The organism is Shigella sp. FJ200513 (assembly GCF_040495915.1).
Lineage (GTDB): Bacteria > Pseudomonadota > Gammaproteobacteria > Enterobacterales > Enterobacteriaceae > ECMA0423.
Genome location: NZ_JBDYCV010000067.1, coordinates 1 through 21,662, shown reverse-complemented (window position 1 = coordinate 21,662; position 21,662 = coordinate 1). Strand labels below are relative to the sequence as shown.

The window sequence follows — 21,662 nt, the reverse complement described above, 5'->3', positions numbered from 1 at the left end:
CTGATGGAAATGGAAGCCACGCAAGCACCTTAAAATCACCATCATACACTAAATCAGTAAGTTGGCAGCATTACCTAATTTGCGCATAAATATTCTTGCCGTCGATTTCGACAACGCCCGGCTCCAGGACGTTGAAGTTGGTAGCGCGCAGAAAATCGAGCGCCTTTTCAATGGCGGCGGGCAAACGGCACGGATTGGGCTGCGCGATATGTCCAAAAATCATGACTTATCTCCTCATAACGCCTGGATTTTGGCCCACACGCTGTCATCAACAGTGATGCCGTTACGGCGGTTTTCGGCCAGCAGGGTAGTAAATTCGTGGCCGGGTAAGCGGATGGCCTGGTTTTCGTCAGCGCGTTCAGCGGTAGTAACGTAATCCATGATACGTTGCAGCTTGGCATCGCGGGTGGGACCGTCGATAAGCTTGTCCACTTCAATGGCAATAAAAATTTGTGAAATGCCGTATTCGTCGCTGTTGTCCTGGGTGACTTCGGCAACCGATGCGCCGTCGGAAAGGAGAGTAGCGATCATATCCAGCACAATCGACATGCCAGAACCTTTCCAGTAGCCCATCGGCAAAATGCGGCGATTCTTCTCGATAACGCCAGGTTCTTTGGTCAAATTGCCCTCATCATCAAAGCCACCATCGACCGGGAGCTGACGGCCTGCCAGGCGGTTAACTTCTAACATGCCGTAAGAGAACATCGACATCGACATATCGACCATGGTGATCGGCGTGGAAGGAATGGCGACGATCAGCGGGTTAGTGCCGATGCGACACTCTTTTGCGCCCCACGGCGGCATTACGGCGATGGAGTTGGTCCAGCAAATGCCAATATAGCCTTTTTCCGCCGCCTGCCAGCCGTAGCTGCCGCCGCGCATCCAGTGGTTGGCATTACGAAGTGCCACCAGACCAATACCGTGATCGGCAGCCAGTTCAATGGCGCGATCCATCATCTTTTTCGCCGTCAGGTTGCCGATCGAACGCTGGGCATCCCACTGTTCAATTGCGCCGAGGCTGGTTATACGTTTGGGTTGGGCATCAGGAATGATATCGCCGTTTTCCAGTTGTTGAATGAAACGAGGGAAACGATTAACGCCGTGAGAATAAACGCCGGATTCGGTGGTGCGGGCGAACATCTCTGCACAGGCGTCAGCCGTTTCGCTGTCAACGCCGCGTGAAATTAAGACCCGATTAAAGGCTGCTTTTAACTGCTCAAATGTCACTTTCATCCTAGGCTTCCTTGTTTTTTGATCGCTTTTTTGGCTTAAAATTTCAATATGCGGAACTAGATTTCAAATATATCGATCACTTTTTAACAAAGCAATCTGATTGATGAATTTCAAAAGACATAAAAATCAAGTGGTTATAAATTATCTGTCGAGATCGTGAACTACGGCACACTTTGCGCTACCATCAGGACGCGACAAAATGGGGAAAGAAGTGATGGGAAAAAAAGAGAACGAGATGGCGCAGGAAAAAGAGCGTCCAGCCGGAAGCCAGAGTCTGTTTCGCGGGTTGATGCTGATTGAGATTTTGAGCAACTATCCAAACGGTTGTCCGTTGGCGCATCTTTCGGAGCTGGCTGGTTTAAATAAGAGTACCGTCCATCGCTTATTGCAGGGATTACAGTCCTGCGGCTATGTGACCACCGCGCCCGCCGCAGGGAGTTACCGCCTGACTACCAAATTTATTGCCGTCGGGCAGAAGGCGCTGTCTTCGCTGAATATCATTCATATCGCCGCTCCGCATCTTGAGGCACTGAACATCGCCACTGGTGAAACCATTAACTTCTCCAGCCGCGAAGACGATCACGCTATTTTGATTTATAAGCTGGAACCCACAACCGGGATGCTGCGAACCCGTGCCTATATTGGCCAGCATATGCCGCTCTACTGTTCCGCAATGGGCAAGATCTACATGGCGTTTGGTCACCCGGACTACGTGAAGTCATACTGGGAAAACCATCAGCATGAGATCCAGCCGTTAACCCGCAATACCATTACCGAGCTGCCCGCGATGTTCGACGAACTGGCGCACATTCGTGAAAGCGGAGCGGCGATGGACAGAGAAGAAAACGAACTCGGCGTCTCCTGTATTGCTGTTCCGGTGTTTGATATTCATGGGCGGGTGCCGTACGCCGTGTCGATTTCGCTTTCGACATCACGTCTGAAACAGGTGGGAGAGAAAAATCTCCTGAAACCACTGCGTGAAACCGCGCAGGCTATTTCTAATGAACTGGGATTTACTGTCAGGGATGACCTGGGCGCGATCACATAACGCTTTGGACAAGTGCCAAAACTTTAACATTTCCTTCGTTGGATCAAAGCAGTAGGGACGCGCTCTCTGGCACTCTGCTGTTTTAGTGCAAAGGAATGATCATGAACCGGTTTATTATTGCGGATGCGACGAAATGTATCGGTTGCCGTACCTGTGAAGTGGCTTGCGCAGTGTCGCATCAGGAGAATCAGGATTGCGCTGCGTTGTCACCAGACGAGTTTATTTCCCGTATTCGTGTCATTAAAGACCACAGCTGGACCACGCCAGTAGCCTGTCATCAGTGTGAAGATGCACCGTGCGCGAATGTCTGCCCTGTTGACGCGATAAGCCGCGAACATGGGCATATTTTCGTTGAACAAACACGTTGCATTGGCTGTAAAAGCTGTATGCTGGCTTGCCCGTTTGGTGCGATGGAGGTCGTTTCTTCGCGCAAAAAGGCGAGGGCGATTAAGTGCGATCTGTGCTGGCATCGGGAGACGGGGCCGGCCTGTGTTGAAGCCTGCCCGACAAAGGCGTTGCAGTGCATGGATGTCGAGAAAGTGCAGCGGCATCGGCTACAGCAGCAGCCTGTTTGAAACGTTTTCCGGCGTTTCTCAATGCCGGAATAGTGCGCTTTGTTTATGCCAGATGCGGCGTAAACGCCTTATCCGGCCTACAAATTCTTCCAAATTCAATATATTGCAGAAATCATGTAGGCCTGATAAGCGTAGCGCATCAGGCAATTTTTAGTGACTTTCAGCCCAGGCTCTTTCTATCTCTTCCGCCAGAATCTTCACCCCCGCCTCAATTTTCTCCGGCTCTGGTACGTAGTTCATGCGCATACATTGATGCGTATGCGGCCACGGTTTATCCAGTCCCGGGAAGAAGTTGTGCCCCGGCACCATCAGCACGCCGCGTGCTTTCAGGCGCTGATAGAGCTGCTCGGTCGTAATGGGCAAATCCTTAAACCATAGCCAGAGGAAAATGGCTCCTTCCGGTTTATGAATCAGGCAGCGATTTTCCGGTAAATAGCGGCGAATGATGGCGATAGTTTCCTGAACACGCTGGTAGTAAAACGGTTTGATGACTGTTTCAGACAGGCGCAGCAGATCGTTACGCTTAATCATTTCACACATCATCGCCGGACCAATACCGCCAGGTGCCAGGCTGATAATGCCGTTCATATTGGTGATGGCAGTGATGATTTTTTCATTGGCGATGATAATGCCGCAGCGGGAGCCAGGCAGCCCCAGCTTGGAAAGACTCATGCACAGTACGATATTCGGATTCCATAGCGGGCGCCCTTCACTGAAGATGATACCCGGGAACGGGACGCCATAAGCGTTATCAATCACCAGCGGAATGCCGTGTTGATTCGCCAGCGCGTCAAGCTTCAGCAACTCTTCGTCAGTAATCACATTACCTGTTGGATTCGTCGGCCGGGAGACGCAAATCATCCCGGTTTCTTCGCCAATATGCAGATGCTCAAAATCGACGTGGTATTTAAACTGGCCTTCCGGCAGCAGTTCAATATTCGGACGCGCAGAGACAAACAGATCTTCTTCCAGTCCGGCGTCAGCGTAGCCAATGTATTCCGGTGCCAGCGGGAACAGCACTTTTTTGACCCGACCATCGGCACGGCGTCCGGCAAACAGGTTAAATAAGTAGAAAAACGCGCTCTGGCTGCCGTTTGTTAGTGCAATATTCTGTGGTTCGATATCCCAACCCAACTTCTCGCGCAGCATTCCGGCAAGCAGTGTGAGTAGCTCCGTTTTCCCCTGTGGACCGTCGTAGTTACACAGTGCATCAGTCGCTTTGCCACTTTCCAGCATGTCGGTCAGTAGCGTCTGGAAGTAGTCCTGCATTTCCGGGATCTGCGCCGGATTACCGCCGCCGAGCATAATCGCGCCAGGCGTGCGTAAACCGTCGTTCAGATCTTCCATCAGCAGCGTAATGCCGGAGTGGCGGGTAAATTTGTCACCAAAAAGGGAGAATGTCATAGCGGGATATCTGTCGAACTCTGTAGCAAGGAAGGTAACAATAACGCTACATTTGCTGGGGTGCAAATCGGTCTGTTGAAGAGTGAGCGGTGCTTTATCCCGCAACGCTGATTAGGGCTGACATTTTATCCTGGTTGGCGGCTTCCCGAGGTACTGACGAACGGGAAGCCGGAAAAGTCACTGTTGCCCAGCCCAGATGACCAGCACTTTATCGTCGCCATGCTCACGAACAAAGCCGTAGCCCTGCTTCAGCGAAAGTGTCGTTTGTTTGCCCGCGCCAATTGCGGGATGGCGGGCGCGGAACTGGCTGATTTTCTGCCAGTGCGCGACGTTGGCGGCAGATTTACCGCTAACATCCTGCCAGTTCATATCCGAACGTGTACCTTGCAGCGGATCAGAACCTGTAGGACCGAACGGACGCGAGGATTCATCGCCATAAAAGATTTGTACCGCGCCTGGCGCTAATAGTAATAACTCTGCTGCTTTGTCGCCCCCTTCACGGAACAGACGGGTATCATGCGACGAGAGGTAGCTCAACACGTTGAAACCCTGCAATTTCTCCGCCATTTGCTGCCAGGTCGTATCCATCTGCGCCAGACAATCGACTGCTTTCGCCGCCTGCTCCTGATAATCGAAATTGATCATCGCATCGAAGCCGTGGCGATAGTAGTCACTTTGCATCACGCCGTGGCCCCAGGCTTCACCGGTCATCCAGAAAGGTTTGTCATCTAATGCTTTGTCGGGGTTAGTTTTTTTCCATTCGCGAAGCGCGGAGCTGGCTTCGGTTTTCAGTTGCTGCCAGGCGGGCAACTCAACATGTTTGGCGGTATCGACCCGAAAACCATCAATCCCATAGTCGCGGACCCACTGACTTAACCAGTGGGTTAAGTAATCGCGAGGTGTAAAGCCTTCGATGACTTTAGCGTGAGTATCCGTTTTGTTTTTATAGAACACCGGCAGACCAGAAGCGGTAGTTGATTCGGTTTTGATATCCGGCAAAAAGGCCAGCGACATAGTGAGATCATCGAATCCAGGATTGTCGTAATCGCCGATATCCGTTCTGATCCAGTTTTTTCCCCACCATTTATCCCAGCCTGTTTTGTCGCTGAAATTAATGTAATCGTTAAAGCTATGCCAGGTTTGTCCGGCGGCAGGTTTCCAGTCGCTCCAGCGTTCACCCAGCGTTTTTTTCACTTCGTCACCAGAAAGATATAACGCGCCAAACTGATACTCCTGCATATCCGCCAGCGTGGCATAGCTGGTGTGGTTCATCACGACATCAAAGAGAATACGAATACCGCGCTGATGTGCGCTATCAACCAGCGTCCGTAGATCGGCTTCGTTGCCCATATTGGCATCAAGATTCGTCCAGTCCTGTGTGTAATAACCGTGGTAGGCATAATGCGGGAAATCGCCTTTTGTACCACCGCCGACCCAGCCGTGAATTTGCTCAAATGGGGCGCTTATCCATAAAGCATTAACGCCCAACTGCTGGAGGTAATCCAGTTTGTTGGTCAGGCCGCGTAAATCGCCGCCGTGAAAAGTGCCAATTTCCGCCATACCGTCTTTATGACGTCCGTAACTCTGGTCATTACTGGGATCGCCGTTTTCGAAACGATCTGTCAGCACAAAGTAAACCGTGGCGTTATGCCAGTCGAAAGGGGCGGATGTGTCAGTTTCTGCCCGTTCCAGCAGGAGTAAACCGTTGCTGGTAGCAGCGGGTTGTAACGTTATTTGACCGTTCTTCACTATCGCAATTTGTTGGCTGTAATAATCCCGTACGGCGGCTCCTTCCGGGAAAGTGGCGCTGACATCCAGCGTGAGCGGTAATCCATCCCATTTCGGGCATTCACGGACCAGGTTTGCTACCGGTTCGGCGGCGTTCTGGATGGAAATCATCAATGTTGGCGTACCGGAGCGGGTGTCTATTTGCAGCGTATATTTGCCGTCCCTGAACAATCGCCATTGAGGCGGCGTGTTGCTACAAGGTTGCAGGGAAAGCATCTGATTGAGTTTTATCGCATCTGCAGGCTGCCAGCACTGTTGGTCAAAATTTAGCGTGAGTGGACGCGTACCTTTGGGCAACTGCGCGTGGCTGACAAATGTTCCCGTTCCCTGTTCGCTAAAGGCAGGGAACCCCGGAGAAGTCCAGCTGGCGGCAACGGCGAAGCCAGGAAGGAGTGTCAGAAAACAGGCGGCGAGTTTCATGGTGGATGAGTCCTTATTGCTGCGATTTCAGACAGTTTGCCAGCGATAAGCCAGACAAAACTCATCCCTGAGCGGTAAGTCCACAGGATGAGAAGCAAGGGTGAGCGATCGCGCGCAAAAAACGGCTGAATTTTGCGATAACCCCCACATTTTCTGCGATTTAGCGCCAATCTGAATCGTTAACTCGTGACATAGTTTCAGATTTGGACTATTCCTTGGGGTGCTCTTGACAGCTATTTTTGATATGATTTGAGATTCAACTCTCAAATTTGTGAAAAATATAAGGTGTTGGAATGATTAAATCCGACCAGGAGACCTGATGATTTTGACTCCCATACGACGATATGGGGCGATGATTCTTATGTTACTCACTCTGGTGTTTTCGAGTGAGGTGTTAGCGAAGACGCACACAACAACAGCGAGTCAAAAGTCCCACTTAACTAAAGCTAGTAATAAACAGGTAAGCAGTAAACAAGAGTATTCTCGCAATAGTGCAAAGAGTAGTTCACTTCCTGATTTGCGAAAATACCCTTCCGGAACACCAAGGAAAAAGGCGTTTCTCCGGACCGTAATGCCTTACATTACCAGCCAAAATGCAGCCATTACTGCAGAACGTAACTGGCTGATTTCAAAACAGTATCAGGGCCAATGGGCACCTGCTGAGCGTGCGCGTCTGAAAGACATCGCCAAACGCTACAAGGTGAAGTGGTCTGGTAATACGCGAAAAATCCCGTGGAATACCTTGCTTGAACGCGTAGACATTATCCCTACCAGTATGGTGGCGACGATGGCTGCAGCAGAAAGCGGTTGGGGAACGTCGAAGCTGGCGCGCAACAATAACAATCTGTTCGGCATGAAATGCATGAAAGGACGTTGTACCAATGCGCCGGGTAAAGTGAAAGGGTACTCACAGTTTAGTTCTGTCAAAGAATCGGTGAGCGCCTATGTCACTAACCTGAATACGCACCCGGCTTACTCTTCGTTCCGTAAATCGCGTGCACAGCTGCGTAAAGCGGATCAGGAAGTGACTGCCACAGCGATGATTCACAAGCTGAAGGGCTACTCGACCAAAGGGAAGAGTTATAACAACTACCTGTTCGCAATGTACCAGGATAACCAACGGTTAATCGCGGCGCATATGTAATTTCATTTCCTCGAGCCTTATCTGATTTGTCGGTCGGATAAGGCTTTTGCTCGCATCAGGTGGCTGTGCTGAGTTCCCTGATGTGACGCCGACAATTCTCATCATCGCTACAACATGACCTCGCTATTTACATCGCGATACTCTTTTGGCGTTGTGTCATATGCTTTTTTAAAAACAGAGTAGAAATATTGCAGCGATGGATAACCGCACATTTGCGATATCTCATTGATCGACAAGGTGGTTGAAATCAGCAGACTGCGCGCTTTCTCCAGCTTCTCGGCATGAATCATTGCATGGATGGTTTCACCCACCTCTTCTTTAAAACGCTTCTCAAGATTGGAGCGCGAGATCCCGACCGCATCCAGTACCTGATCCACTTTAATCCCTTTACAGGCGTGATTACGAATGTAATGCATGGCCTGAATAACGGCGGGATCGGTCAGCGAGCGATAATCTGTTGAGCGCCGTTCAATGACGCGAACTGGTGGGACCAAAATTCGCTGTAGCGGCATTTCTTCTTTATCTAATAATCGATGCAACAGTTTTGCCGCCTGATAGCCCATTTGCCGCGCGCCCTGAGCGACCGAAGAAAGGGCGACACGCGACAGATAGCGGGTCAGTTCTTCGTTATCGATGCCAATCACGCATAATTTTTCCGGTACGGGAATATGTAGATGTTCACATACTTGCAGAATATGCCGCGCTCGGGCGTCAGTAACGGCAATAATCCCGGTTTGCGGTGGCAGCGTTTGTAGTCAGTCTGCCAGCCGATTTTGCGCGTGTTGCCAGTTCTCTGGCGCGGTTTCTAACCCCTGATAAACCACTCCGCGATACTTTTCTTCGGCGACAAGCTGACGAAATGCATATTCGCGTTCAGTGGCCCAACGTTTGCCGCTTGATTCCGGAAGACCATAAAAAGCAAAGCGGTTAACGCCTTTCTCTTTTAAATGCAAAAATGCGCTTTCAACCAGCGCATAGTTATCGGTGGCAATGTAATGAACGGGTGGGTAACTTTCTGCAAGGTGATACGAGCCGCCAACCCCAACAATGGGGACGTCGACATCAGCCAGCGCTTGCTCGATCTGTTTGTCGTCGAAGTCGGCAATGACGACATCTCCTAACCAGTCCTTGATTTTATCAATGCGGGCGCGGAAATCTTCTTCAATGAAAATATCCCATTCTGATTGTGATGCCTGTAAATATTCCCCTACGCCTTCTACTACCTGCCGGTCATAGGCTTTATTGGCATTGAACAGTAATGTGATGCGGTGACGTTTAGTAAACATGGTTCTTTTCCTGCTGAATCATGCAAAAACTCAAAACCGGTAATACGTAACCGGCTTTGAGAAAATTTTTATCAAAATCAAGAACGGCGTTTGGTTGCGGAGTCCATCCATACTGCCAGCAACAGAATCGCACCTTTAACGATATACTGCCAGAAGGTCGGTACATCCATCATACTCATGCCGTTATCCAGTGAAGCCATGATAAATGCCCCCATTACTGCTCCGGCAACGCTTCCCACACCGCCAGCCAGGCTGGTGCCGCCAATCACGCATGCTGCAATTGCGTCCAGTTCGGCGATATTTCCCGCAGAAGGTGAACCAGCGCCAAGTCGAGAACTAAGGATTAATCCGGCGATGGCTACCATTAATCCGTTAATCGCGAACACGGCAAGTTTGGTGCGTTCAACGTTAATCCCGGAGAGACGTGCTGCTTCCAGATTGCCGCCGATGGCATAAATGCGTCGTCCAAATGCCGTCCGCGTTGCCATAAACATTCCGCCGAGTAACAGCAACGTCAGCAGCAGAACAGGAGTGGGAACGCCACGGTAATCATTCAACAGCCAGATTGCGCCTAATACGATGATAGCGGTTAAAGCTTGGCGACCGACTACTGCGGTAGAGGCCGGAGACTGTAAACCCAAAGCCTGACGGCGCATTCTTCCGCGCCATTGCCAACCAACAAAAGCCATTAAGCCAAGCGCGCCAATGATGAAGCCGGTACTGGCGGGGAGATAGCTGTGCCCAATTTGTGACATCGCGGCGCTGGTGGGGGATACAGTCGTGCCGTTGGTGATGCCAATGAGTATGCCGCGAAATGCCAACATGCCCGCGAGGGTGACAATAAATGAAGGGACTTTGCGGTACGCGACCCACCATCCGTTCCAGGCACCGAGAAGCAGTCCCAGAACCAACGTCACAATGATGGTAAGTGGCAAAGGCCAGCCTAACCAGACGTCACAAATCGCCGCGACGCCACCTAATAGCCCCATCATTGAGCCGACGGAAAGGTCGATTTCAGCAGAAATTATGACGAACACCATTCCTACCGCGAGGATGCCGGTAATCGCGGTCTGGCGTAACAGGTTGGAGACGTTACGGGCGCTTAAGTAGGCACCATCGGTGGTCCAGGTAAAGAACAGCATGATTGCGATGATAGCTGCAATCATCACGAAGACCTGCAAATTCAGTGATTTCAGCCCAGAAAAGCCACCGGATGTCGGTACGGCCAATTTCACTTCAGACGGATTGCTTTTCGACATGATGTTCGCTCCTCAATGCGGCTTCCATCACCTGCTCCTGAGTCAGGTTATGATTTATCAGGTTGGCTTTTAGTTTCCCTTCATGCATCACCAGTACACGATCGCTAAGGCCGAGCACTTCAGGTAATTCGGAAGAGATGACAATAACGGCAATACCCTGCTGGACGAGTTGGTTAATTAATTTGTAGATCTCATATTTCGCGCCAATATCAATACCCCTGGTAGGTTCATCAAGAATGAGGATGCGCGGGTTAAGTAACAGACAGCGGGCGAGGATCGCTTTTTGCTGATTGCCGCCGCTCAAACGTCCAATAGCAAGGTCGGGGGACGACGTTTTAACTTTGAGTTGCTGAATTGATTCCAGAATACATTTTTGCTCTGCCGCGTCATCAAGCTGGCTAATGCCACCGGTAAATTTATTGAGTGCGGCGAGGGTAATATTTTTACCAACCGCCATTACCGGAACGATGCCGTCGCGCTTTCTGTCTTCGGGTACCATCGCAATCCCCTGGGTGATGGCTTGCTGACAGTTACGAATATCTACCTGTTTGCCATCAATATAAATTTTTCCTTCCCATTGTCCGGGCCACACGCCAAACAGGCACTGAATGGTCTCGGTACGTCCGGCACCAACGAGTCCGGCAATACCCAGTATTTCGCCACGTTTCAGGGAAAACGAGACATCATTAACTCGTTTAATATGACGATTGACCGGATGCCATGCCGTCAGATGTTCAATACGTAATATTTCATCTCCGGTGGTATGTGGTTCATTAGGGTAAATCGCGGTTAACTCTCGCTCGACCATCATGGTGATAATATCGTCTTCACTCATTCCGGCAGCATCACGCGTACCAATGTGCTGTCCGTCGCGAATAACGCAAATCGTATCGGAAATCGCTTTGACTTCGTTGAGTTTGTGCGAAATATAAATACAGGCGATACCGTGCTGTTGTAGATCGCGAATAATATCCAGTAAAACCGACGTTTCCTGCTCAGTTAATGAGGCTGTCGGTTCATCGAGAATTAACAAGCGCACCTGTTTATTAAGTGCCTTGGCAATTTCAACCAGTTGTTGTTGCCCAAGCCCTAAATCGCCAACGCGGGTATCAGGTGAAATGGATAAACTGACCTGTGCGAGCAGCTTCTGATAGCGTAGCGTCATCAGGTCATAATCCATAATGCCATTGTGGGTTATTTCGTTACCCAGGAAGATATTTTCCAGCACGGTCAATTCTTTCACCAGGGCCAATTCCTGGTGAATGATGGCGATACCTTTGCGTTCGGTATCGCGGATGTGACTCGCCTGAATCTCTTCTCCCGCAAAAATAATTTCGCCTTCGTAGGAGCCATGGGGATAAATACCACACAGCACTTTCATCAGCGTTGATTTACCAGACCCATTTTCCCCACAGAGTGAGACGATTTCGCCAGCATTCAACCGCAAGCTGACGTTATCAATCGCCTTCACACTGCCGAAGGTTTTGGTAATGTTCTTCATTTCAAGTAGATAAGGCATAACGACTCCACCTAAGCCAATTCATTCACGCGGCATGGAGAGAAATCACGCCCCCGCTCCGCGCCGGGGCGTAACGCTTACAGCTCGCTCTCTTTGTGGAATCCGTCTTTAATTACCGTATCTTTGATGTTGTTTTTATTCACATCGATCGGTGTCAGGAGGCGGGAGGGGACATCTTTCAGGCCATTATTCAGTGAGGTATCTGCTTTTGGCTCCTGACCATTGCCCAATTCAACGGCAATTTCTGCGGCAGTATTTGCCAGCAATGTAATAGGTTTATACACCGTCATAGTTTGCGTACCGGCAGCAATACGTTTAATACCTGCGAGATCCGCATCCTGGCCGGAAATTGCTACTTTCCCTGATAAACCTTGCGCGCTTAATGCCTGAATTGCCCCACCTGCGGTGGCATCGTTTGAGGCAACTACAGCATCAATTTTGTTATTATTGGCGGTTAGCGCGTTTTCCATAATTTTCAATGCGTTTTCCGGTAACCAGCCATCAACCCATTGGTCACCAACGACTTTAATTTTTCCAGAATCAACGTAAGGTTTTAACACTTTCATTTGTCCGGCGCGGAACAGCTTGGCGTTGTTATCTACCGGCGAGCCGCCCATCAGGAAGTAATTACCTTGCGGAACAATATCGACCAAGGCTTTTGCCTGCAGTTCACCGACTTTTTCGTTATCGAAAGAAATATAAAAATCGATATCCGCATCGTTAATCATACGGTCGTAAGCTAATACTTTAATACCTTCTTGTTTGGCTTTTTTTACAACGTTACTTAATACCTGACCGTTATACGGAATAATGACAAGAACATCGACACCCCGGTTAATCATGTTTTCAATCTGCGACATTTGTGTTTCTTCATTGCCATTTGCAGACTGTACAAATACTTTCGCACCGAGAGATTCTGCCTTTTTCACAAAAATATCTCGATCTTTTTGCCAGCGTTCAAGACGGAGATCATCAATCGCCATACCTATTTTGACTTCTTTGGCGTGTGCCGCAACGTTGGTAAGCAGAAGTGAGGTGCAAAGGGTGAGTAGAATGTTCTTTATTTTCATGGTGTAGGGCCTTCTGTAGTTAGAGGACAGCTTTAATAAGTAACAATCACCGCGATAAACGTAACCAATTTTTAGCAACTAAACAGGGGAAAACAATTACAGATTTTTATCTTTCGATTACGATTTTTGGTTTATTTCTTGATTTATGACCGAGATCTTACTTTTGTTGCGCAATTGTACTTATTGCATTTTTATCTTCGAGGAATTACCCATTTTCATCATCCCATTTTATTTTGCGAGCGAGCGCACACTTGTGAATTATCTCAATAGCAGTGTGAAATAACATAATTGAGCAATTGAAAGGGAGTGCCCAATATTACGACATCATCCATCACCCGCGGCATTACCTGATTATGGAGTTCAATATGCAAGCCTATTTTGACCAGCTCGATCGCGTTCGTTATGAAGGCTCAAAATCCTCAAACCCGTTAGCATTCCGTCACTACAATCCCGACGAACTGGTGTTGGGTAAGCGTATGGAAGAGCACTTGCGTTTTGCCGCCTGCTACTGGCACACCTTCTGCTGGAACGGGGCGGACATGTTTGGTGTGGGGGCGTTTAATCGTCCGTGGCAGCAGCCTGGTGAGGCACTGGCGTTGGCGAAGCGTAAAGCAGATGTCGCATTTGAGTTTTTCCACAAGTTACATGTGCCATTTTATTGCTTCCACGATGTGGATGTTTCCCCTGAGGGCGCGTCGTTAAAAGAGTACATCAATAATTTTGCGCAAATGGTTGATGTCCTGGCAGCCAAGCAAGAAGAGAGCGGCGTGAAGCTGCTGTGGGGAACCGCTAACTGCTTTACAAACCCTCGCTATGGCGCGGGTGCGGCGACGAACCCAGATCCTGAAGTCTTCAGCTGGGCGGCAACGCAAGTTGTTACAGCGATGGAAGCAACCCATAAATTGGGCGGTGAAAACTATGTCCTGTGGGGTGGTCGTGAAGGTTACGAAACGCTGTTAAATACCGACTTGCGTCAGGAGCGTGAACAACTGGGCCGCTTTATGCAGATGGTGGTTGAGCATAAACATAAAATCGGCTTCTAGGGCACGTTGCTTATCGAACCGAAACCGCAAGAACCGACTAAACATCAATATGATTACGATGCCGCGACGGTCTATGGCTTCCTGAAACAGTTTGGTCTGGAAAAAGAGATTAAACTGAACATTGAAGCTAACCACGCGACGCTGGCAGGTCACTCTTTCCATCATGAAATAGCCACCGCCATTGCGCTTGGCCTGTTCGGTTCTGTCGACGCCAACCGTGGCGATGCGCAACTGGGCTGGGACACCGACCAGTTCCCGAACAGTGTGGAAGAGAATGCGCTGGTGATGTATGAAATTCTCAAAGCAGGCGGTTTCACCACCGGTGGTCTGAACTTCGATGCCAAAGTACGTCGTCAAAGTACTGATAAATATGATCTGTTTTACGGTCATATCGGCGCGATGGATACGATGGCACTGGCGCTGAAAATTGCAGCGCGCATGATTGAAGATGGCGAGCTGGATAAACGCATCGCGCAGCGTTATTCCGGCTGGAATAGCGAATTGGGCCAGCAAATCCTGAAAGGCCAAATGTCACTGGCAGATTTAGCCAAATATGCTCAGGAACATAATTTGTCTCCGGTGCATCAGAGTGGTCGCCAGGAGCAACTGGAAAATCTGGTAAATCATTATCTGTTCGACAAATAACGGCTAACTGTGCAGTCCGTTGGCCCGGTTATCGGTAGCGATACCGGGCATTTTTTTAAGGAACGATCGATATGTATATCGGGATAGATCTTGGCACCTCGGGCGTAAAAGTTATTTTGCTCAACGAGCAGGGTGAGGTGGTTGCTTCGCAAACGGAAAAGCTGACCGTTTCGCGCCCGCATCCACTTTGGTCGGAACAAGACCCGGAACAGTGGTGGCAGGCAACTGATCGCGCAATGAAAGCTCTGGGCGATCAGCATTCTCTGCAGGACGTTAAAGCATTGGGTATTGCCGGCCAGATGCATGGAGCAACCTTACTGGATGCTCAACAACGGGTATTGCGCCCTGCCATTTTGTGGAACGACGGGCGCTGTGCGCAAGAGTGCACTTTGCTGGAAGCGAGAGTTCCGCAATCACGAGTGATTACCGGCAACCTGATGATGCCCGGATTTACTGCGCCTAAATTGCTATGGGTTCAGCGGCATGAGCCGGAGATATTCCGTCAAATCGACAAAGTATTATTACCGAAAGATTACTTGCGTCTGCGTATGACGGGGGAGTTTGCCAGCGATATGTCTGACGCAGCTGGCACCATGTGGCTGGATGTCGCAAAGCGTGACTGGAGTGACGTCATGCTGCAGGCTTGCGACTTATCTCGTGACCAGATGCCCGCATTATACGAAGGCAGCGAAATTACTGGTGCTTTGTTACCTGAAGTTGCGAAAGCGTGGGGTATGGCGACGGTGCCAGTTGTCGCAGGCGGTGGCGACAATGCAGCTGGTGCAGTTGGTGTGGGAATGGTTGATGCTAATCAGGCAATGTTATCGCTGGGGACGTCGGGGGTCTATTTTGCTGTCAGCGAAGGGTTCTTAAGCAAGCCAGAAAGCGCTGTACACAGCTTTTGCCATGCGCTACCGCAGCGTTGGCATTTAATGTCTGTAATGCTGAGTGCAGCATCGTGTCTGGATTGGGCCGCGAAATTAACCGGCCTGTGCAATGTCCCAGCTTTAATCGCTGCAGCTCAACAGGCTGATGAAAGTGCCGAGCCAGTTTGGTTTCTGCCTTATCTTTCCGGCGAGCGTACACCACACAATAATCCCCAGGCGAAGGGGGTTTTCTTTGGTTTGACTCATCAACATGGCCCCAATGAACTGGCGCGAGCAGTGCTGGAAGGCGTGGGTTATGCGCTGGCAGATGGCATGGATGTCGTGCATGCCTGCGGCATTAAACCGCAAAGTGTTACGTTGATTGGTGGCGGGGCGCGTAGTGAGTACTGGCGTCAGATGCTGGCGGATATCAGCGGTCAGCAGCTCGATTACCGTACGGGGGGGGATGTGGGGCCAGCACTGGGCGCAGCAAGGCTGGCGCAGATTGCGGCGAATCCAGAGAAATCGCTCATTGAGTTGTTGCCGCAGCTACCGTTAGAACAGTCGCATCTACCAGATGCGCAGCGTTATGCCGCTTATCAGCCACGACGTGAAACGTTCCGTCGCCTCTATCAGCAACTTCTGCCATTAATGGCGTAAACGTTATCCCCTGCCTGACCGGGTGGGGGATAATTCACATCTATATATCTCACTAATTAATTAATATTTAGTATGAATTTATTCTGAAAATCATTTGTTAATGGCATTTTTCAGTTTTGTCTTTCGTTGGTTACTCGTAATGTATCGCTGGTAGATATGGAGATCGTTATGAAAACCTCAAAAACTGTGGCAAAACTATTATTTGTTGTCGGGGCGCTGGTTTATCTGGTTGGGCTATGGATCTCATGCCCATTGCTAAGTGGAAAAGGCTATTTTCTTGGCGTGTTAATGACAGCAACTTTTGGTAACTATGCATATCTTCGCGCAGAAAAACTCGGGCAACTGGATAATTTTTTTACCCATATCTGCCAGTTAGTTGCGTTAATCACTATCGGTCTCTTGTTTATCGGTGTTTTAAATGCACCTATCAATGCTTATGAAATGGTGATCTACCCCATCGCCTTTTTTGTCTGCTTGTTTGGTCAAATGCGTTTGTTTCGCTCGGTATGAGCAACATAAAGCTCTTACACATTCAGGAATGAAAGGAATACTGTGATGGACAACAAAATATCAACCTATTCACCGGCCTTTAGTATTGTGTCATGGATAGCTCTCGTTGGTGGTATCGTTACCTACCTGTTAGGGCTATGGAATGCAGAGATGCAGTTAAATGAAAAAGGGTATTATTTTGCCGTACTGGTGTTAGGACTGTTTTCTGCTGCGTCTTATCAAAAGACCGTTCGGGACAAGTATGAAGGCATACCGACCACTTCCATTTATTATATGACCTGCCTGACTGTCTTTATTATCTCTGTTGCTCTACTGATGGTAGGTCTGTGGAATGCGACATTATTACTCAGTGAAAAAGGTTTTTATGGACTGGCTTTCTTCTTAAGCTTGTTTGGTGCAGTAGCGGTGCAGAAGAATATTCGTGATGCCGGAATAAACCCGCCAAAAGAAACACAGGTTACCCAGGAAGAATACAGCGAATAATTCACGTAAGCCCGGTCAGTCCAATGTGAACGGGCTTTTACTTAACTCACTAATCTGTTTCTGTCGATTCGTTGTACCAGCATAGAAAGTAACAAACTCGCTGCCAACGTCGCGCAAAAGATCCAAATAATATCCAGTATTGGCCAATTTTTAAGCTCAATTCCCCGGGTGCGCAGCGCATGGATAATCAAGGCGTGGAATCCGTATATACCCAATGAATGGCGGGAGATTAAGCCAAGTCCGCGAATGGTACGCGTATCCAGCGTGTTTTTAACCAGAGTCAATAGCGCGATTGCGCAGATAAAAACCATCGGCCCACAGTAAAGATACCAGGTATCGGCAAAATTTCCGCGCCACTGCAATTCATATAATGTCCCGCGAGAGATAATAAAAACCCCCGTCGCAAACAGCGCGGCGCTCACCCACGACAGTGCTTTATGCTGTGTGTCCATCATCCCTATAGCGCGGCCCAACATGCCATACAGAATGTAGTAAAAAGTATCGCCATTGATATATAAGTTAATTGGCAGCCATTCAAAACCGTCAATTTTCTGCGGCACTGTGTTTGGGTTAGCGATAATGCCAATCACCACCATTAGCACCAGCAACATTTTTCCGCCGACGTTCTTCACCTGAATCAGCGGTGAAACCAGATAAATCACCGCAATCGCGAAGAAAAACCACAAGTGGTAAAACACTGGCTTTTGCAGCAGGTTTTTCAGCGCTAACTCCATATTGATGGAGGTAAACAGCGCAATGTAGAGCAGTGCGATTGCGCTATAAAAAATCAGACATAAGCCGATACGCAAGAAATGGCGCGGCTGGGCGCTGCGTTCGCCAAAAAAGAGATAGCCGGAAATCATGAAAAATAGCGGCACGCTGACACGAGAGGCAGAATTCAGAACATTGGCGATATCCCATGTGACGGGGCTAACACTATGAGCATTGGTCACATACCAGGTAGTGGTGTGAATCATCACCACCATTAAACACGCTATCCCTCGCAGGTTATCAATCCAGTAAATTTTGGGCTGCATCTGTGTCTCTGTATCTGGTTAAAAAAAGTCTGACCGATAAATCATTTGGTTGGCGCACTGGAATAATCTGAGTTTTATCACTACAGCCTATAGAGGCTTAAGGAAATTCGTAAGATATCAGCCACTATACCGATATAAATAATAAGACTCACCTGCAAACCAGACGGTAATTTAATGATGATGAACGCTTTCTTTCCGGCAATGGCGCTTATGGTGCTAGTGGGTTGTTCTACACCGTCACCCGTGCAGAAAGCACAACGGGTAAGGGTTGATCCTCTGCGTTCGTTGAATATGGAAGCGTTATGCAAGGATCAGGCGGCAAAACGTTATAACACCGGCGAGCAAAAAATCGACGTCACCGCCTTCGAACAGTTCCAGGGAAGCTATGAAATGCGCGGTTATACCTTCCGTAAAGAGCAGTTTGTCTGTTCTTTTGACGCAGATGGCCATTTTTTGCATCTTTCCATGCGTTAAGCCCTGCTTTTTCCCGTTTCGTACTGTATATCTTCCATCCAGCGGGTATACTGATCCCTTCCTTTAAATCCACACGTATCCAGCACGAAATAATATGCAAAAGTTTGATACCAGGACCTTCCAGGGCTTGATCCTGACCTTACAGGATTACTGGGCTCGCCAGGGCTGCACCATTGTTCAACCATTGGACATGGAAGTCGGCGCGGGAACCTCTCACCCAATGACCTGTCTGCGCGCGCTGGGGCCAGAACCGATGGCGGCTGCTTATGTTCAGCCTTCTCGTCGCCCGACCGATGGTCGCTACGGCGAAAACCCCAACCGTTTACAGCACTACTATCAGTTCCAGGTGGTCATTAAGCCATCGCCGGACAATATTCAGGAGCTGTACCTCGGTTCTCTGAAAGAGCTGGGCATGGACCCGACTATTCACGACATCCGTTTCGTGGAAGATAACTGGGAAAACCCGACTCTGGGGGCCTGGGGACTGGGCTGGGAAGTGTGGCTAAACGGCATGGAAGTGACGCAGTTCACTTACTTCCAGCAGGTTGGTGGTCTGGAGTGTAAACCGGTTACCGGCGAGATCACCTACGGTCTGGAACGTCTGGCCATGTACATTCAGGGCGTAGACAGCGTTTACGACCTAGTCTGGAGCGACGGCCCGCTGGGTAAAACCACCTACGGCGACGTGTTCCATCAGAACGAAGTGGAGCAGTCCACTTACAACTTCGAATACGCGGATGTGGACTTCCTGTTCACCTGCTTTGAGCAGTACGAGAAAGAAGCGCAGCAGCTGCTGGCGCTGGAAAATCCGCTGCCGCTGCCAGCCTACGAGCGTATTCTGAAAGCCGCCCACAGCTTCAACCTGCTGGATGCGCGTAAAGCCATCTCCGTCACCGAGCGTCAGCGCTACATTCTGCGCATTCGCACCCTGACCAAAGCAGTGGCAGAAGCATATTACGCTTCCCGTGAAGCCCTCGGCTTCCCGATGTGCAACAAAGATAAGTAAGAGGCGGCTATGTCTGAGAAAACTTTTCTGGTGGAAATCGGCACTGAAGAGCTGCCACCAAAAGCACTGCGCAGCCTGGCAGAGTCCTTTGCTGCGAACTTTACTGCGGAGCTGGATAACGCAGGCCTCGCACACGGCACCGTTCAATGGTTTGCTGCTCCGCGTCGTCTGGCGCTGAAAGTAGCTAACCTGGCGGAAGCACAACCAGATCGTGAAATCGAAAAACGCGGCCCGGCGATTGCCCAGGCGTTCGACGCTGAAGGAAAACCGAGCAAAGCGGCAGAAGGTTGGGCGCGTGGTTGTGGTATTACCGTTGACCAGGCTGAGCGTCTGACTACCGATAAAGGCGAATGGCTGCTGTATCGCGCCCATGTGAAGGGCGAAAGCACCGAAGCACTGCTGCCGAATATGGTTGCGACTTCGCTGGCGAAACTGCCGATCCCGAAACTGATGCGCTGGGGTGCAAGCGACGTGCACTTCGTGCGTCCGGTGCACACCGTGACCCTGCTGCTGGGCGACAAAGTCATTCCGGCAACCATTCTGGGCATTCAGTCCGATCGCGTGATTCGCGGCCACCGCTTTATGGGCGAACCGGAATTCACCATCGACAACGCCGATCAGTATCCGGAAATTCTGCGTGAGCGCGGGAAAGTCATCGCCGATTACGAAGAACGTAAAGCGAAGATTAAAGCCGATGCCGAAGAAGCAGCGCGTAAGATTGGCGGTAACGCTGACTTAAGCGAAAGCCTGCTGGAAGAAGTGGCTTCGCTGGTGGAGTGGCCGGTCGTTCTGACCGCAAAATTCGAAGAGAAATTCCTCGCGGTGCCGGCTGAAGCCCTGGTTTACACCATGAAAGGTGACCAGAAGTACTTCCCGGTGTATGCGAACGACGGCAAACTGCTGCCGAACTTTATCTTCGTTGCCAACATCGAATCGAAAGATCCGCAGCAAATTATCTCTGGTAACGAGAAAGTCGTTCGTCCACGTCTGGCGGATGCCGAGTTCTTCTTCAACACCGACCGCAAAAAACGTCTGGAAGATAACCTGCCGCGCCTGCAAACCGTGCTGTTCCAGCAACAGCTGGGTACGCTGCGTGACAAGACTGACCGCATCCAGGCGCTGGCTGGCTGGATCGCCGAACAGATTGGCGCTGACGTTAACCACGCAACCCGTGCGGGCCTGCTGTCTAAGTGTGACCTGATGACCAACATGGTCTTCGAGTTCACCGACACCCAAGGCGTTATGGGGATGCACTACGCGCGTCACGATGGCGAAGCGGAAGACGTAGCCGTCGCGCTGAATGAGCAGTATCAGCCGCGCTTTGCCGGTGATGACCTGCCGTCCAACCCGGTAGCTTGTGCGCTGGCGATTGCTGATAAGATGGATACTCTGGCGGGTATCTTCGGTATCGGTCAGCATCCGAAAGGCGACAAAGACCCGTTTGCGCTGCGTCGTGCCGCACTTGGCGTGCTGCGAATTATCGTTGAGAAGAACCTCAACCTTGATCTGCAAACGCTGACCGAAGAAGCGGTGCGTCTGTATGGCGATAAGCTGACTAATGCCAACGTAGTTGATGATGTTATCGACTTTATGCTCGGTCGCTTCCGCGCCTGGTATCAGGACGAAGGTTATACCGTTGACACCATCCAGGCGGTACTGGCGCGTCGTCCGACTCGTCCGGCTGATTTCGATGCCCGCATGAAAGCGGTATCGCACTTCCGTACCCTGGAAGCAGCTGCAGCACTGGCGGCGGCGAACAAACGTGTATCTAACATCCTGGCGAAATCTGACGAAGTGCTGAGCGATCGCGTGAATGCCTCTACCCTGAAAGAGCCGGAAGAAATTAAACTGGCGATGCAGGTTGTGGTGCTACGTGACAAGCTGGAGCCGTACTTTGCGGAAGGTCGTTACCAGGATGCGCTGGTCGAACTGGCAGAGCTGCGTGAGCCGGTTGATGCTTTCTTCGATAAAGTGATGGTCATGGTTGATGACAAAGAATTGCGTCTCAACCGTCTGACCATGCTGGAGAAACTGCGCGAACTGTTCCTGCGCGTTGCGGATATTTCGCTGTTGCAGTAATAACGCCGTTATTAAAAAGCCTGCCATCTGGCAGGCTTTTTTGGTAATGACTCCAACTTACTGATAGTGTTTTATGTTCAGATAATGCCCGATGACCTTGTCATGCAGCTCCA

The 21,662-nt window shown here is 50.0% G+C and carries 16 protein-coding genes and 3 pseudogenes; 10 read left to right on the top strand and 9 right to left on the bottom strand.

Annotated features, from left to right (window positions below; all coding sequences use genetic code 11):
• Window positions 1-76 precede the first annotated feature (76 nt).
• Both ABZJ92_RS14420 and yiaK read right to left on the bottom strand, forming a co-directional pair.
• A pseudogene (locus ABZJ92_RS14420) lies at window positions 77-223 on the bottom strand (YhcH/YjgK/YiaL family protein); the annotation flags it as partial.
• An 11-nt stretch (window positions 224-234) separates the two neighbouring features.
• Window positions 235-1,233, bottom strand: coding sequence for a 3-dehydro-L-gulonate 2-dehydrogenase (yiaK, locus tag ABZJ92_RS14415; protein ID WP_000869039.1), 999 nt, complete (start codon window positions 1,231-1,233; stop codon window positions 235-237).
• Between the two features lie 199 nt (window positions 1,234-1,432).
• Here yiaK and yiaJ point away from each other — a divergent pair, with 199 nt between their 5' ends.
• Window positions 1,433-2,281, top strand: a complete 849-nt coding sequence (gene yiaJ / locus ABZJ92_RS14410; RefSeq protein WP_000514230.1) for an IclR family transcriptional regulator YiaJ — start codon at window positions 1,433-1,435, stop codon at window positions 2,279-2,281.
• A 101-nt stretch (window positions 2,282-2,382) separates the two neighbouring features.
• Window positions 2,383-2,856, top strand: coding sequence for a 4Fe-4S dicluster domain-containing protein (locus tag ABZJ92_RS14405; protein WP_001078799.1), 474 nt, complete (start codon window positions 2,383-2,385; stop codon window positions 2,854-2,856).
• Between the two features lie 150 nt (window positions 2,857-3,006).
• Here ABZJ92_RS14405 and avtA read toward each other — a convergent pair whose 3' ends face one another.
• Window positions 3,007-4,260 (bottom strand): valine--pyruvate transaminase, encoded by a 1,254-nt coding sequence (gene avtA, locus ABZJ92_RS14400; protein WP_000144365.1) that lies wholly within the window; start codon window positions 4,258-4,260, stop codon window positions 3,007-3,009.
• 177 nt (window positions 4,261-4,437) lie between these two features.
• Window positions 4,438-6,468, bottom strand: coding sequence for an alpha-amylase (gene malS / locus ABZJ92_RS14395; protein ID WP_000761273.1), 2,031 nt, complete (start codon window positions 6,466-6,468; stop codon window positions 4,438-4,440).
• A gap of 319 nt (window positions 6,469-6,787) precedes the next feature.
• Between malS and ABZJ92_RS14390 the strand changes: the two genes are divergently transcribed.
• A complete protein-coding gene (locus ABZJ92_RS14390; protein WP_011069558.1) occupies window positions 6,788-7,612 on the top strand; it encodes a protein bax in 825 nt (274 codons plus the stop codon).
• Between the two features lie 107 nt (window positions 7,613-7,719).
• On the opposite strand, the pseudogene xylR reads toward ABZJ92_RS14390, so the two are convergent.
• The 4 genes and pseudogenes from xylR to xylF all read right to left on the bottom strand — a co-directional run bounded on the left by xylR (window position 7,720) and on the right by xylF (window position 12,746).
• Window positions 7,720-8,898: pseudogene (gene xylR / locus ABZJ92_RS14385) on the bottom strand (D-xylose utilization transcriptional activator XylR).
• Window positions 8,899-8,975: 77 nt separating this feature from the next.
• Window positions 8,976-10,157 carry a xylose ABC transporter permease XylH gene (gene xylH, locus ABZJ92_RS14380; protein WP_353765444.1) on the bottom strand — a complete coding sequence of 394 codons (1,182 nt, stop codon included), beginning with the start codon at window positions 10,155-10,157 and terminating at the stop codon, window positions 8,976-8,978.
• Window positions 10,135-11,676, bottom strand: a complete 1,542-nt coding sequence (gene xylG / locus ABZJ92_RS14375) for a D-xylose ABC transporter ATP-binding protein (protein WP_001146516.1) — start codon at window positions 11,674-11,676, stop codon at window positions 10,135-10,137. The genes xylH and xylG overlap by 23 nt, the downstream gene beginning before the upstream one ends.
• Before the next feature lie 77 nt (window positions 11,677-11,753).
• Window positions 11,754-12,746, bottom strand: a complete 993-nt coding sequence (xylF, locus tag ABZJ92_RS14370; protein ID WP_005052270.1) for a D-xylose ABC transporter substrate-binding protein — start codon at window positions 12,744-12,746, stop codon at window positions 11,754-11,756.
• A 365-nt stretch (window positions 12,747-13,111) separates the two neighbouring features.
• On the opposite strand from xylF, the pseudogene xylA reads away from it, so the two are divergent.
• The 4 genes and pseudogenes from xylA (at window position 13,112) to yiaA (ending at window position 16,953) form a co-directional block, all read left to right on the top strand.
• Window positions 13,112-14,434, top strand: a pseudogene (gene xylA / locus ABZJ92_RS14365) (xylose isomerase).
• A gap of 71 nt (window positions 14,435-14,505) precedes the next feature.
• Window positions 14,506-15,960 (top strand): xylulokinase, encoded by a 1,455-nt coding sequence (xylB, locus tag ABZJ92_RS14360; protein ID WP_000275378.1) that lies wholly within the window; start codon window positions 14,506-14,508, stop codon window positions 15,958-15,960.
• Window positions 15,961-16,128: 168 nt separating this feature from the next.
• Window positions 16,129-16,470 carry an inner membrane protein YiaB gene (gene yiaB, locus ABZJ92_RS14355; RefSeq protein WP_000858193.1) on the top strand — a complete coding sequence of 114 codons (342 nt, stop codon included), beginning with the start codon at window positions 16,129-16,131 and terminating at the stop codon, window positions 16,468-16,470.
• A 45-nt stretch (window positions 16,471-16,515) separates the two neighbouring features.
• Window positions 16,516-16,953 (top strand): inner membrane protein YiaA, encoded by a 438-nt coding sequence (gene yiaA / locus ABZJ92_RS14350; RefSeq protein WP_001296808.1) that lies wholly within the window; start codon window positions 16,516-16,518, stop codon window positions 16,951-16,953.
• 41 nt (window positions 16,954-16,994) lie between these two features.
• On the opposite strand, the gene wecH is transcribed toward yiaA, so the two are convergent.
• Entirely contained in the window at window positions 16,995-17,990 is a 996-nt protein-coding gene (gene wecH / locus ABZJ92_RS14345) for an O-acetyltransferase WecH (RefSeq protein ID WP_001182653.1), read from the bottom strand.
• Window positions 17,991-18,164: 174 nt separating this feature from the next.
• On the opposite strand from wecH, the gene ABZJ92_RS14340 reads away from it, so the two are divergent.
• The 3 genes from ABZJ92_RS14340 (at window position 18,165) to glyS (ending at window position 21,549) form a co-directional block, all read left to right on the top strand.
• Window positions 18,165-18,464, top strand: coding sequence for a YsaB family lipoprotein (locus ABZJ92_RS14340; RefSeq protein ID WP_000980116.1), 300 nt, complete (start codon window positions 18,165-18,167; stop codon window positions 18,462-18,464).
• A gap of 94 nt (window positions 18,465-18,558) precedes the next feature.
• A complete protein-coding gene (gene glyQ / locus ABZJ92_RS14335) occupies window positions 18,559-19,470 on the top strand; it encodes a glycine--tRNA ligase subunit alpha (RefSeq protein ID WP_001168544.1) in 912 nt (303 codons plus the stop codon).
• Between the two features lie 9 nt (window positions 19,471-19,479).
• Window positions 19,480-21,549: a glycine--tRNA ligase subunit beta gene (gene glyS, locus ABZJ92_RS14330; RefSeq protein ID WP_001291774.1), complete on the top strand. Its 2,070-nt coding sequence runs from the start codon at window positions 19,480-19,482 to the stop codon at window positions 21,547-21,549.
• Window positions 21,550-21,662 lie beyond the last annotated feature (113 nt).